General features: G+C 73.1%; 15 protein-coding genes. 6 read left to right on the forward strand and 9 right to left on the reverse strand.

The annotated features are described in order from the left end of the window. The 5 genes from pcaH to E1294_RS12905 form a co-directional block, all read left to right on the forward strand. Positions 1–595, forward strand: a 595-nt coding sequence (gene pcaH / locus E1294_RS12885; protein ID WP_132508163.1) for a protocatechuate 3,4-dioxygenase subunit beta, incomplete at its 5' end; no start/stop codon positions are given. Continuing rightward, positions 592–1080: a dioxygenase family protein gene (locus E1294_RS12890; RefSeq protein ID WP_132508165.1), complete on the forward strand. Its 489-nt coding sequence runs from the start codon at positions 592–594 to the stop codon at positions 1078–1080. The genes pcaH and E1294_RS12890, both read left to right, overlap by 4 nt. Before the next feature lie 25 nt (positions 1081–1105). After that, positions 1106–2422 (forward strand): lyase family protein, encoded by a 1317-nt coding sequence (locus E1294_RS12895; RefSeq protein ID WP_132508167.1) that lies wholly within the window; start codon positions 1106–1108, stop codon positions 2420–2422. Next, on the forward strand, positions 2419–3522 hold the full coding sequence (gene pcaDC / locus E1294_RS12900) for a bifunctional 3-oxoadipate enol-lactonase/4-carboxymuconolactone decarboxylase PcaDC (protein WP_132508169.1): 1104 nt from the start codon (positions 2419–2421) through the stop codon (positions 3520–3522). The genes E1294_RS12895 and pcaDC overlap by 4 nt, the downstream gene beginning before the upstream one ends. A gap of 27 nt (positions 3523–3549) precedes the next feature. Beyond that, a complete protein-coding gene (locus E1294_RS12905; protein ID WP_246082979.1) occupies positions 3550–3861 on the forward strand; it encodes a DUF6401 family natural product biosynthesis protein in 312 nt (103 codons plus the stop codon). Positions 3862–4044: 183 nt separating this feature from the next. Here E1294_RS12905 and E1294_RS12910 read toward each other — a convergent pair whose 3' ends face one another. After that, on the reverse strand, positions 4045–4827 hold the full coding sequence (locus E1294_RS12910; RefSeq protein WP_132508269.1) for a mechanosensitive ion channel family protein: 783 nt from the start codon (positions 4825–4827) through the stop codon (positions 4045–4047). A 132-nt stretch (positions 4828–4959) separates the two neighbouring features. Between E1294_RS12910 and E1294_RS12915 the strand changes: the two genes are divergently transcribed. Continuing rightward, a complete protein-coding gene (locus E1294_RS12915) occupies positions 4960–5340 on the forward strand; it encodes a VOC family protein (RefSeq protein ID WP_132508171.1) in 381 nt (126 codons plus the stop codon). 7 nt (positions 5341–5347) lie between these two features. Here the strand turns inward: E1294_RS12915 and E1294_RS12920 are convergent, their stop codons facing one another. The 8 genes from E1294_RS12920 to E1294_RS12955 are packed head-to-tail and all read right to left on the reverse strand — an operon-like array spanning position 5348 to position 13135. Next, positions 5348–6118 (reverse strand): HpcH/HpaI aldolase family protein, encoded by a 771-nt coding sequence (locus E1294_RS12920; protein WP_132508173.1) that lies wholly within the window; start codon positions 6116–6118, stop codon positions 5348–5350. Then, entirely contained in the window at positions 6115–7221 is a 1107-nt protein-coding gene (locus tag E1294_RS12925) for a sialidase family protein (RefSeq protein ID WP_132508175.1), read from the reverse strand. The genes E1294_RS12920 and E1294_RS12925 overlap by 4 nt, the downstream gene beginning before the upstream one ends. Further along, positions 7218–8138, reverse strand: coding sequence for an aldo/keto reductase (locus tag E1294_RS12930; RefSeq protein ID WP_132508177.1), 921 nt, complete (start codon positions 8136–8138; stop codon positions 7218–7220). The genes E1294_RS12925 and E1294_RS12930 overlap by 4 nt, the downstream gene beginning before the upstream one ends. Next, on the reverse strand, positions 8135–8962 hold the full coding sequence (locus tag E1294_RS55685) for an ATP-binding cassette domain-containing protein (protein WP_132508179.1): 828 nt from the start codon (positions 8960–8962) through the stop codon (positions 8135–8137). The genes E1294_RS12930 and E1294_RS55685 overlap by 4 nt, the downstream gene beginning before the upstream one ends. Beyond that, the gene (locus tag E1294_RS55690) at positions 8959–9759 is read right to left on the reverse strand and encodes an ABC transporter ATP-binding protein (RefSeq protein ID WP_132508181.1); all 801 of its coding nucleotides are present in this window, start codon (positions 9757–9759) and stop codon (positions 8959–8961) included. Before E1294_RS55690 ends, E1294_RS55685 begins: the two co-directional genes overlap by 4 nt. A gap of 2 nt (positions 9760–9761) precedes the next feature. Continuing rightward, on the reverse strand, positions 9762–10634 hold the full coding sequence (locus E1294_RS12945) for an ABC transporter permease (protein ID WP_132508183.1): 873 nt from the start codon (positions 10632–10634) through the stop codon (positions 9762–9764). Then, positions 10631–11566 carry an ABC transporter permease gene (locus E1294_RS12950; RefSeq protein WP_132508185.1) on the reverse strand — a complete coding sequence of 312 codons (936 nt, stop codon included), beginning with the start codon at positions 11564–11566 and terminating at the stop codon, positions 10631–10633. Before E1294_RS12950 ends, E1294_RS12945 begins: the two co-directional genes overlap by 4 nt. Positions 11567–11569: 3 nt before the next feature. After that, entirely contained in the window at positions 11570–13135 is a 1566-nt protein-coding gene (locus E1294_RS12955) for an ABC transporter substrate-binding protein (RefSeq protein ID WP_132508187.1), read from the reverse strand. Between the last annotated feature and the right edge of the window lie 22 nt (positions 13136–13157).

The following is a 13157-nucleotide window of genomic DNA, read 5'->3' on the forward strand; positions in this document are numbered from 1 at the left end:
CTTCAAGCTCGCCCCCGACGCGATCGAGCTGACCAGTCCCGTCTTCGGCCACGAGGAGGTCGACGTGCTCGACGCCGACCTGACCAGGCAGCACGCGGGCGAGCCCATCGGCGAGCGCATGATCGTCACGGGACGTGTCCTCGACGGCGACGGCCGCCCCCTGCGCGGCACGCTGGTCGAGCTCTGGCAGGCCAACGCCGCCGGCCGCTACGCCCACGACGGTGACCGGCACCCCGCCCCCCTCGACCCGAACTTCACCGGCGCCGGCCGCTGCCTCACCGACCACGACGGCCGCTACCGGTTCGTCACGATCAAGCCGGGCGCCTACCCGTGGCGCAACCACGACAATGCCTGGCGCCCCGCCCACCTGCACTTCTCGGTTTTCGGGCAGGCCTTCACGCAGCGGCTGGTCACCCAGATGTACTTCCCCGGCGACCCGCTCATGCCCTTCGACCCGATCATGCAGTCGATCCCGGAAGAGGCGGCCAGGCAGCGGCTCGTCTCGTCGTTCGAACGGGACCTCACCGAGCCCGAGTGGGCTCTTGGCTACGCGTTCGACATCGTACTCGGGCGCACCCCCATGGAGACGCCATGACCACGCCCTCGCAGACGGTCGGACCGTTCTTCAGCCACGCGCTGCCGTACGAGCGGGACTGGGAGCTCGTGCCCGAAGGGCATCCCGGCGCGGTCATGCTCACCGGGCGGGTGCTCGACGGCGCCGGCGAGCCGGTGCCCGACGCCCTGCTCGAACTGTGGCTCGGCTTCGCCGGCGACCGCGGCGCGCTGAGCAGGGAGGGCGGGCAGGTGTCCGGGTTCGGCCGCTGCGCCACCGCGCCGGACGGCACCTACCGTTTCCGTACGTCCCGGCCGCCGGGGCCGTACCTGTCGTTGCAGGTCTTCGCCCGCGGCCTGCTGCGCTCGGTGCTCACCCGCGTCTACCTGGAGGACGTGCCCGACCCGCTGCTCGACGGCCTCGAACCCGAGCGCAGGGCCACGCTCATCGCCGCCGGTTCTGGCGACTCCTACCGCTTCGATGTGAGACTGCAGGGAGCGGAGGAGACGGTGTTCATTGACTTCTGACGGTTCATTGCCTTCCGGCGGTTCATTGCCTTCCGGAGGTTCATCTCCTTCCGGCGGTACGCGCGCCGACGGCGGCCTGCTCGCGCCCGTCCGGGCGGGCACCAAGGCGGAGGCGATCACCTCGGACGCGGCGTGCTTGCGGGCCATGCTGGAGGCCGAGGCGGCGCTCGCCCGTGCCCAGGGCCGCCTGGGGCTCATCCCGCCGGAGGCGGCGGCCGCCATCGACAGGGCCGCCGCCACGCTCGCGCCCGACCCGGCCGGCGTGGCCGCGCGGTCCAGGCAGTCGGCCACCCCCGTCGTTCCGCTGGTGGCCGACCTGCGGCGGGCCGTGCCCGGCGCGGCCGGCCACGTGCACAAGGGAGCCACCAGCCAGGACATCGTGGACACCGCCGCCATGCTCGTGGCCGCCCGGACGGTCCGCGCCGTCGTCGGCGACCTGGGCGCCGTCATGGACGACCTGCGCGAGCTGGCCGCTCGCCACAGGGACACGGTGATGGCCGCGCGCACGCTGGGGCAGCACGCGGTGCCGACGACGTTCGGGCTCAAGGCGGCGCAGTGGCTGGCGGGTCTCATGCGCGCCCGCGCCCGGCTGCGCGAGCTGCGCCTGCCCGCCCAGCTCGGCGGCGCGGCCGGCACCCTGGCCGCCTTCGCCGAGCAGGACCCGTCCGCCGCGCTTCCCCTGATGGAGGTGTTCGCCGAGGAGATCGGGCTGGCCGCGCCCGCGGCGCCGTGGCACGCGGAGCGCTCCGCCGTCACCGACCTGGGCGCGGCGCTCGCCGGCACCGCCCGCGCCCTGGGCAAACCGGCCACCGACATCATCCTGATGGCCCAGACCGAGGTCGGGGAGGTGGCCGAGTCGTCGTCCGGCGGCTCCTCGGCCATGCCGCAGAAGCGTAACCCCGCGCTGTCCGTACTGGTCCGGTCGGCCGCGCTCCAGGTGCCCGCGTACACGCAGGTGCTCGGCCAGGTCGGCGAGCACGAGCGGGCCGCCGGGGCCTGGCAGGCAGAGTGGCTGCCGCTGCGCGAGGCGCTCCGCCTGACAGGCGGCGCGGCCGAGACCGCCGCCGAGCTGGTGGGCGGGCTCCAGGTGTTCCCCGAACGGATGCGCGCCAACGCCGGCCTGACCGGCGGCCGCCTCGTCGCCGAACGCCTCGCCGCCCACCTCGGCCGGGACAGGCTCGCCGCGATCATGCCCGAGCGGGGGCCGCTCGTGCTCGGGGAGGCGCTGGCCGAGGCGGGCCTGACCCGGGATCCGGACGAGCTGCTCGACCCGTCGGCGTACGTGGGCGCGGCTCCGGAGCTCGTCGACCGCATTCTCGCCACCTACCGGGAGCAGCCGTGAAACTCCACCACCGCGTGGACGGTCCGTCCGGCGCGCCGCTGCTGGTGCTCGGGCCCTCGCTCGGCACCACGACAGAGGTCTGGCGCCCCCAGCTCGCCGAGCTCACCTCGTCCTGGCGGGTGCTCAGGTACGACCTGCCCGGCCACGGCGGGTCGGCGCCGGCCACCGGGTTCACGATCGACGACCTGGCGGCGGCCGTGCTCGGCCTCGTCGAGGACGAACGTTTCGCGATCGGCGGCATCTCGCTCGGCGGCGCCGTCGCCACCACCGTCGCACTCCGCGTCCCCGGCCGGGTGCGCGGGCTGGTGCTGTGCTGCACGTCCGCCCGGTTCGGCGAGCCGGGACCGTGGCGGGAGCGGGCGGAGCTGGTGCGGGCCGAAGGGGTGGCCGCGCTCGCCCCGGCACTGGAGGGCCGCTGGTTCACGCCCGGCTTCGACGGCCGGTGGGTGCTGGAAGGGCTGAGGGAGGTGGACGCCCCGTCGTACGCCGCCTGCTGCGAGGCCCTGGCCGTCTTCGACGTGACGGGCAGGCTCGGCGAGGTCGCCGCGCCCGCACTGGTGATCGCCGGCGCCGAGGACCCGGCCACGCCCCTCGACCAGGCGCTCACGCTGGCCGACGGCATCCCGGGAGCGTCGCTCACGGTCGTGCCGCGGGCGGCCCACCTGGCCGGCGTCGAACGTCCCGGCGCCGTCACCACTGCCATCGCCCGCCACCTGCGCGACGGCGGACGGGAGGCCGGGACGCGCACCAGGCGCGAGGTGCTCGGCGACGCGCACGTCGACCGGGCGATCGCCGCGACCACCGGCTTCACCCGCGACTTCCAGGACTTCATCACCCGCTACGCCTGGGACGAGATCTGGAACCGGCCAGGGCTGGACCGGCGCACCCGCAGCTGTGTCGCCCTCACCGCCCTCGTCGCCAGAGGGCACCTGGAGGAGTTGGCCATGCACGTCCGCGCCGCTCTGCGCAACGGGCTCACCCCTGACGAGATCAAGGAGGTGCTGCTCCAGACCGCCGTCTACTGCGGGGTTCCGGCCGCCAACGCCGCCTTCGCGGTGGCCCGCCGCACGCTGGACGACCTCGGCCCCGAGGGCCCCTGACCTTGGAAAATGCTTTAGGGTTGGCGAGTGGTTTTCGAGGAGGGATGGGCGGCTTCGCCCTTGCGGTGGTTGATGAACACGCTGGGCGACGCCCAGCTCGCCAGGATGAGCGCCGACCCCGGGATGGTCGCCGCGGTCGACCAGCACGCCGCGGTGCTGCGTGACGCGATCCCGCTCGACCGGGAGACGCTGGGCGACTACCTGCTCGGGTTCCTGGACGAGCTGCGGCACCGCGGGTGGGTCTTCAGCGGCGAGCCGGACGCGCCGGCGCTACGGCTGACGGCCGTCTGCTGGCTGGCACGCGATCTCGGCCTGCTCGAGGACGGCCACCCGGTTTGACCCCCGCCCGGTTTGAGGTCGCGCCACCCCGCCCGGTTTCAGGTCGCGCCGGTTCGAGCTCCCCGCCCGGCCGATCGCGCCGGTTTGAGCGTCCCCGCCCGGCCCTCACCGGCGTGGCTCGGGCCCCCGCAGGCCGGGCCGGCCGAGTTCGGGCGGGCCGGGGCCGGCAGGGGGCCGTCACGGTCACTCCGGGGGCATGTCCGAGCGGGGGGGCCGCCCGCCCGGCATCGTCCGCACCTGTGTCGTCTCCTCGCTCATCGACCGGGCGTCCTCACGACCCCGCTGGTACGCCTCAGCGTGCGCCCTGGCCTGCGGCGCCTCGGCCTCGATACGGCCCAGCCAGCGCTCCCAGCGCTGCTGCATCGGCCGGATGAGACCACCCCCGATGCCGATGGCCGCGATCGCGCCGATGGTGGCGAGCACCGTGATCAGCACCGGAGTGGTGACGGTGGTGGCCACGCCGATCTGGTTGAGCGCGGCGATGATGCCCAGCGCCCAGATGAACACCGCGGCCAGGGTCGCAAGAAAGCGGCCGTAGGACAGCCCGCCGAGCGCGCCGGAGAGGATGTCCCTGACGGCCTTTGCGATGGCACCGGCCACCACGATGATCACGATCGCCACGATGGCCTTCGGCAGCCAGCCCACCACGGCGGCCAGCAGCGCCGAGATCGGGTTCGGCCCGAAGACGTTGAAGGCTATCTGCAGGGTGACCAGCAGGATCGCGTAGTAGACGATTCTGGCGAGCAGACTGCTGGCGGTGTAGTCGCTCCGCTCCAGCCAGCGGTGCACGCCGCTGCGGTCAACGACCCGCTCGAAGCCGACACGTTCGAGCACCTTGTTGACGATCTTCTCCAGCAGCTTTGCCACGAGCCACCCGATGATGAGAATCACGATGAACGCGACCAGCTTCGGGACGAACGTCGCTATTTGCCGGAAGACGTCGGCGATACTTTGGCCTAGGTTGATGTCCACGGTTTCCTCCTCCGAGGAGCTGATGCAACGGCGCTACCCGTACCGCAGCGGTATATGCACACAGCGCCACCGAAAGCTCGCATAAGGCGACATATCACCGTTCAGGTGCCCTATAGGGTGATCACCATGCATCGAAGCCGCGTGTACGCCCTGCTGATCGACACACCAGCGGCCGAGGCCGGCGAGGCGGCCGCCTTCTGGGCGGCGGCGCTCGGGGCCACCGCCCGGCCGCTCGAAGGTTACGAGCAGTTCATCTCGCTGCACGACGCCGTCCCGGGGTTCGCCGTGGCAGTCCAGTCGGTCGACGACCCGCCCCGCTTCCACATCGACATCGAGTCCGACGACGTCGAGGCCGAGGTCCGGCGCCTGGTCGCGCTCGGCGCCACCGAGGTCTCGCAGTGGCAGGAGTGCCGCACGCTGCGCGCGCCAGGCGGGCACCTGATGTGCGTGCTGCCGGTGGAGAGCGACCGGGACCTGTTCGACGCCGAGGCGAAGACCTGGCCGTGACGGCGGATCACTCCGCGTCGAGGCCCGCCGCCTTCAGGTGAGCGGCCGCGGCCTGCTCCAGGTGGACGAGGTCGGAGGCGATGGTGGCGAACGTGAAGCCCTCCGCCAGGCGCCGGGCGGCCTGCTCGCCGCCCGGGTTGTGGATGCCGGCCGCGATCCCGGCCCGCTCGGCGGTCGTCCTGACTTTCTCCAGTGCCTCCTCGAACACCCCGGCGACCTCGGGGTCGTTGGGGAACCGGCCGCCGACGGCCAGGCACAGGTCGGACGGGCCGACGTACACGCCGTCCAGGCCCGGCGTGGTGCAGATGGCCTCGATGTTGGCCAGGCCCTCCGGCGTCTCGATCATGGCCAGGACCAGCACGCTGTCGTCCGCCTCCGCCGGGACGGGGCCGATCCGCAACATGGAGCGCATGGGGCCGTACGAGCGGCGGCCCTTACCCGGGTAACGGGCGGCCGACACGGCGCTCGCCGCGTCCTCTGCCGTGTCGACCAGCGGCACTATCACGCCTCCCGCGCCGAAGTCGAGCGCCCTGCCGATGGCCGCGGGCTCGCCCGACTCGACCCGTACCAGTCCGGTCGAGCGGCCGCCGGCGTCGATGGCCATGAGGTTGCTCAGCAGCCCGGCGTTGCCGATCAGCCCGTGCTGGCCGTCCAGCGCGATGTAGTCGTACCCCAGCCGGGCCAGGCGTTCGGTGGCGACGGGCGCGTCCAGCACCACCCAGTAGCCGACGGCCCGTTCCCTGTTGCGGATCTTCCTGGCGAACTCGGCGGCGGTCATACGGTCTCGATCTCCTCTGCGGTGATGCGGATGTGCTTGATGGCCTTGCGGTGATGGGTGTAGGCCACGTGCAGGCTCCCGTCCGCCGTCTGGGCGATCGAGGGGTAGGACAGCTCCCTGTTGAGCCCGTCACGCGAGTTGTTGGACATGCAGTAGCCGTCGCCCGTCTCCAGGTCGCGCCGCCACGGCCAGCTCCGGCCGCCGTCGGACGACAGGGCGAGCGTCAGCGGCGCCCGGGGCGCGCCCCAGAAGGCCGTCCCCACGCTCGCGCCGTGACCCTCGCTCCCGCCGTGACCCTCGATCTCGTCGTAGAGGGACGTGCGGCGCTCGGTGGCGTCGGCCCTGCTGCTGTGGTTGAACACCAGCGCGATCCGGCCGTCGGCGAGCCGGGTGGCCTGGATCGAGGAGTTGTTGTTGGGCAGCGCGGTCGGCTCAGGCACGCTCCAGGTCCGGCCCCCGTCCTCCGACCTGGACGCGTGGACCCGGTCCGCCCGGCGGCTGCGGAACAACGCCAGCAGCGTGCCGCCGGGCAGCGGGACGACGTTCATGTGCACGAGGCCGGTGCTGCCGGGGATCTCCCGGGGCCGCCAGGTCCGGCCGCGGTCCCGCGAGACGTACAGGGCGCTGGTGTCGTGGTCGCCGGTCCACTTGCCGATGGCCGGGCGGCTGCAGCGGAAGGCCGGCAGCAGCCAGCGATCCTCCAGCACCACGACGGGCTGGCGGACGAAGACGCCGCCGCCGCGATCGGCCGGGATCAGCGTGCGCACCGGCCCCCACGTCGCGCCGCCGTCCGCGGAGACGCGCGTCCTGACCTCGGCGGTGTCCTGGTCGCCCGCGCGCTGCGCGGTGTGGAGCAGCCACAGCTCGCCGCCCGGCGCGGGGAACAGGACGGGGTTCTGCTCGGAACGGGCGCCGTCGTCCGACAACCGTACGGGCGGCGACCAAGCGCCGCCGGCCAGCCGGGAGAACCAGATGGAGATGTCCGGCATGCCCTCCTGGGTGCCGCCGAACCAGACACAGCCGAGGTCGCCGCCGGGCAGCGGCATGAGGTTGGCGGCGTGCGCCTGCACGGTCGGCGCGGGCAGGAAGTCCATGGTGCTCATCGGTTGTACGCCGGCATCGGGCCGCGGAGGGCGTCGCCCACGGCGTCACAGGCGGTGGCCACGTCGGCGGGCAGCGGCCCGGCGGCCAGCGCGGCCAGGTTGGCGCGCAGGTGGTCGAGCGCGGACGCGCCGAGCAGCACCGCGCCCACCACCGGCTTGCCGGCCAGCCAGCGCAGCGACAGCTCGGCGAGCGGCATCCCGGCCGCGCGGGCGATCGCGCCGAGCTCCTCGACGGCCTTGAACAGTTCGGCGTCCCAGTACCGCCGCCGGTACATCGCCGCCAGCCGCGAGGCGCCGAAGCGGCCCGCCTCCGGCGCCTGGTCGAAGCGGTGCCGGCCGGTCAGCAGTCCGCCGCCGAGCGGGTTGTAGACCATCGTGCGCAGGCCGCCGGTGAGCGCGAACTCCGCGTACTCGTCCTCGATCCGCCTGGCCAGCAGGTTGTAGAGCTGCTGGGCGACCACCGGACGGGGGCGCATCCCGGCGATCTGCCAGGCGGCGTAGTTGGACACGCCCAGGGCGCCGATCTTGCCCTCGGCGACCAGCTCGGCGACCGTGCCGAGGGTGTCGTCCAGCGGCGTGGCCCGGTCCGGCTGGTGCAGGTAGAACAGGTCGACGTGGTCGGTGCGCAGCCGCCGCAGGCTGCCCTCCAGCGAGGCGCGCAACCCGGCGGGGGAGAGCGGCGAGTGGTCGCCGGCGTCCGGGTGCGGGATGCCGGCCTTGGTGGCCAGCACCACCCGGTTGCGGCGGCCGCGCAGCAGCTCACCGAGGATCTCCTCGGCGGCGCCGCCCGCGTAGCCGTTGGCGGCGTCGACGCCGCTCACCCCGGCGTCGAGCGCGAGGTCCAGCATCCGTCCTGCCGTCCCGGCGTCCACGGTGTCGCCGAACGTCATGGTGCCGAGCACCGGTTCGGGGGTCATGAGGTGGCTCCTTTCGCCGCCGCGAGGACGTCGCGCGGCTTGCGCCCTCGCATGGTCGTGGGGTCGAGCGCGGCCGCGCGCAGCGCTCGCGTGTACGGCTCCCGCGGCGCGGCCAGCACCGTCCCGGTCGGCCCGTGCTCGACCGTCCGGCCCGCCCGCATCACCAGCACCTCGTCGCTGACCTCGCTCACCACGCCCAGGTTGTGCGAGATGAACACGTACGTCAGCCCGCCCTCCGCGCGCAGTTCGTTGAGCAGCGCCAGCACCTGGGCCTGCACGGACACGTCGAGCGCGCTGGTGGCCTCGTCGCAGACGAGCACCTCTGGCCGGCCCGCCAGCGCCCTGGCGATGCCGATGCGCTGGCGCTGCCCTCCGGAGAACTCGGCGGGCCGCCGCCGGATCGTGCTCGCCGGCAGGCCCACCCGGTCGAGCAGCCGGGCCGCCTCCCGCTCGCGCTCGGCCCTGGAGCGCACGCCGCGCAGCTTGAGCGGCTCGCCCACGGTGTCGACGGCCGGCATCCGCGGGTCGAGGGAGCCGTACGGGTCCTGGAAGACCATCTGGATCCGCGACCTGATGGGGCGCAGCCGCCGCTCGGGCATGCGGGCGAGGTCCTGCCCGTCCAGCAGCACCTCGCCCGAGGTGGGGGTGAGCAGCCGCACCAGCGCCCTGGCGATCGTGGACTTGCCGCAGCCGGACTCGCCCACGATGGCCAGGCTGCCGGCCCTGCCGACGGAGAAACCGACGCCGTCCACGGCACGGAACCGGCCGCCGGCGGTCGCGTACTCGACGACGAGGTCGCGCACCTCCAGCAGCGGGCCGCTCATCTGGACGCCCCGTCCCACGAGCCGAGCCGCGGCACGGCGGCCAGCAGTGAGCGCGTGTAGTCCTGCGCGGGTTCGTCCACGATCTGCTCCACCTCGCCGCTCTCCACGAATCTCCCGTCCTTCATGACGTGGACGCGGTCGGACACCAGCCGCGCCACCCCGAGGTCGTGCGTGATCATCAGGATCCCCATGCCGGTCTCCTCCTGCAGCGTCAGCAGCAGGTCAAGGATGGACGCCTGCACCGTGACGTCCAGGGCGCTGGTGGGCTCGTCGGCGACCAGCAGCTTGAGCCGGCCCGCCAGCGCCATCGCGATCAGCACCCGCTGGAGCATGCCCCCGGACAACTGGTGGGGGTGGAGGCGGAGCCGCCGCCGCGGCTCGGGGATGCCCACCTGGGCGAGCAGCTCGGCCGCCCGGTCCCGTGCCGCCCGGCGCGACAGGCCCGGCTCGCGCAGCCGCACGGCCTCGCCGAGCTGGCCGCCGACGCTGTGCACGGGGCTGAGCGCCGTCATCGGGTCCTGCGGGATCAGCGCGACCGTGTCGCCGCGCAGCCTGGCGGCGGCGCCGGGATCGGCCACCACGTCGTGCCCGTCGATCACGGCCCGCCCCGACACCACGGCCTCGTCGCCGGGCAGCAGCCGCAGCACGCCCATCGCGGTCGTCGACTTGCCGCAACCGGACTCGCCGATGATGGTCACCGTCTCGCCGGGCTGGATGGAGAAGGACACGCCGTCCACCGCCCGCACCACGCCGCGCTCGGTCATCAGCTCGATCTGCAGGTCCGTCACGTCGAGCATGGTCACCGCCTCTCGTACAGGGCGTCGCCGACGAGGTTGACCCCGACGACCAGGAGCACGATCACCAGGCCGGGCAGCGTCACCAGCCACCAGGAGGTGGTGATGTAGTCCTGGCCGTCGGAGATGATCCGGCCCCAGGTCGCGAACGGCCGCTCCGGGCCGGCGCCCAGGTAGCTGAGCGCGCTCTCCAGCAGCACGGCCTGGGCCAGCAGCAGCAGGACGACCAGCCCTGCCCGGCGGATGATGTTCGGGATGACGTGCACGGCCAGCACCCCCGCCCGGCGCAGGCCGAGCATGCGGGCCGCGTCCACGTACGGTTTCTCGCGTTCGACCAGCACGAGCGACCTGGACAGCCGCGCCACCTCCGGCCACTGGGCGAGCGCGATCACCACCGTGATCACCGGCACCGACGCGCCGAACAGGGCGACCACGAGCAGCAGCATCATCAGCAGCGGCAGCGACAACTGGGCCTCCAGCAGGCGCGAGACGACCGCGTCGGCCCAGCCGCCGAAATACCCGGCGGCCGACCCGGCGAGCACGCCGACCAGCCCGGAGACCAGCACCGCGAGCACGCCGATCAGCAGCGACACCTGCCCGCCGTGCAGCACCCTGGCCAGCAGATCCCGGCCGAGCTGGTCGGTGCCGAACAGGTGACCGTCCGTCAGCGGCGGCAGCCGCCGCGCGCCGAGGTCCTGCTCGTCCGAGCCGGGGATCGGCAGCACGCCGGCCAGCGTCACCGGCAGCACGACGATCGCGGTGCAGATCGAGCCCGCCACGAGCTTGAGCCGCCGGCTTCTGCGGCGCCGGGTCGCGGCGGCACCGGCGAGGTGGGCAGGGGTGACGGCGCTGGGCCGTCCGGAGACCGCTGTCGTCATCGCGTGACCGCCTTTCCGAGGCGAATGCGGGGATCGATCACGGAGTAGGCCAGATCGACCAGGAACTGCACGAGCACCGCCGCGGCGGCCGTGACCAGCACCGCGGCCTGGATGAGCGGGTAGTCCCTGGTCTCCAGCGCCCGCACCACCAGTGAGCCGACGCCCGGCCAGGCGAACACCACCTCGACCACGACCACGCCGTTCACCATCGCCGCGAACCTCGTGCCGAGCGCGGTCAGCACCGGAATCGCCGAGTTCGCCATCGCGTAGCGCCAGGTCAGCCCGAACGGGGAGACCCCGCGCGAGCGGGCCACGGTCAGGTATGGGGCGGCCAGGTTCGTCACCATCTCCCGCCTGACCAGCCGGGAGATCAGCGCGACCTGCAGGGCGGCCACCGTGAGCGTGGGCAGCACCAGACCGCCCCACGTGGCGAACCCGGACGCCGGCAACACCGGAACGACGATCGCGAACAACGTCAGCAACATGACGCCGGTCCAGAACTCCGGCATCGACTGGCCGGCGATGGTCAGCACGTTCGCGGCCAGCTCCCTGCGCGTGTCGGCGCGCCGCGCCATCCACACGCCCAGCGGGATCGCGAGCAGCGCCGTCACGAGGATCGCGGAGGAGGCCAGCGTGATCGTGTACGGCAGCCGGCCGAACACCACGTCCAGCGCCGGGGCCTGGAAGGAGTACGAGGTGCCGAAGTCGCCGCTGAACAGGTTCGCGACGAACAGGCCGTACTGGGCGGGCAGCGGCTGGTCCAGCCCGAACGACGCGCGCACCTTCGCCAGATCCTCGGTCGTGGCCAGCGGCCCCGCGAGCGCCGCGGCCGGGTCGCCCGGCGCCAGCCGGATCAGCACGAACACCGTGGACACGGTGAGGAAGACGGTCAGCGCGCTCTGCCCGAGCCGGCGTACGGCGTAACCGATCATGGCTCACCCGTCCAGCCGCAGCGCGGCGAGGTCGTAGGAATTGGTCGGTTCCAGCGCCAGCCCGCGCACGCGTCTGCGGTGCGCCAGGATCGAGCGCGGGACGAACGCCCACAGGCACGGCCAGGTCTCCCAGACCGCGCGCTGGACCTCGGCGACGACGGCCATCCTGGCCTCCGCGTCGATCTCCTGAGAGGCGCGGTCGAGCAGCCGGACCACCTCAGGCTGCACGTAGCCGTGGTAGGTGTCGCGGGTCTTCTCCTTCTCGGCCGTGCCGCCGTACATGCCCTGGAGCGCGGAGTAGGCCAGGCCGGTCGGGACGGAGAAGCCGTTGCCGAGGAGGTCCCAGTCGCCCGCGCGGCCCTGCCGCCACTTCGCGATGCCCCCGCCCGGCTCGAACTGGCGCAGCGTGCAGCGCACGCCGACGCGTTCGAGCATCTGCTGCACGCCCTCCATGAGCAGGGTGTCGCTGGGGAACTCGCCGGTCTCCCAGATGATCCTGAGGTTCAGGTCGCCGGGCCGCACGCCCGCCTCCGCCAGGAGCTTGGCGGCCATGGCGGGATCGTGGACGTACCGGCCGGTCTTGACCGCGCCGGCCAGCACCTCGCTGACGACGCCCTCGGCCGGGATGACCGTGCCCTGGAGCACGTCCTCGGCGAGCGTCCTGCCGTCCACCGCGAACGTCAGCGCCCGGCGCACCCGGGCGTCGGCCAGCGGATGCCCGGCGGGCTTACGGAAGTTGAAGAACAGCTGGTTGATGCGGGTTCCCACGGCCGAGGTCAGCTCGACGTCCGGCAGGCCCCTGAGCTGCTCGGCCGAGTCGGGCGAGATCGTGTCGATCACGTCGATCTCGCCGCTGCGCAGGGCGACGACCCGGCTGGACTCCTCCTGGATGAACCGCACGTGGACCGTGCGCACGCCCGGCTTCGGCCCCCAGTACCGGGGATCTGCCTGGAGCGTGTAGACGCCCGTGCCGCGGTTCGACTGCGTGACCTGGTACGGGCCGCTGCCGACACCGGCCTGCAACTCCTGCGGCTGATTGGCGGCCGAGGGGGTGATGAGGATGTTGGCCATCAGGTAGTCGAGAACCGGCAGCGGCTCCCGGCTGCGCAGGCGGAAGGTGCGCGCGTCGTCCTCGACCACCTCGGGCCACTCGGGGAAGAAGGACGCGATGAACGAGCCGTTCACCTTCTGGTACATCTCCAGCGCCGTGGCCACGTCCTTGGGGGTCACGGGGGAGCCATCGGAGTAGCGGGCGCCCTCGCGCAGCCGTACCGACCACTCCGTGGGCGAGGTGAGCTCGAAACGTTCGGCGAGCACCGGTTGCGGGGTGAGGTCGGGGCCGATCCTGGTCAGCGCCTGGCGTACGCCGCGCTGGACGGTGACGGCGGCTTCGAACTGGTTGAGCTTGTTGTCGAGCGAGACCAGGGAGCGGTTGAGCGCGAGGACCATCGACCCGGGTGCGGGGCTTCCCGTGGGGCCCGCGCAGCCGGTGAGGAGCCCGGCGCCGGCCGCCGCCCCCACGTGCAGGAACGCACGGCGTGAGATTTCCGGGGGTGTGGACTGAACCATTCAGCCCTCCGATGAGCAGGTG

This window comes from Nonomuraea diastatica (genome assembly GCF_004349015.1).
GTDB lineage: Bacteria > Actinomycetota > Actinomycetes > Streptosporangiales > Streptosporangiaceae > Nonomuraea > Nonomuraea diastatica.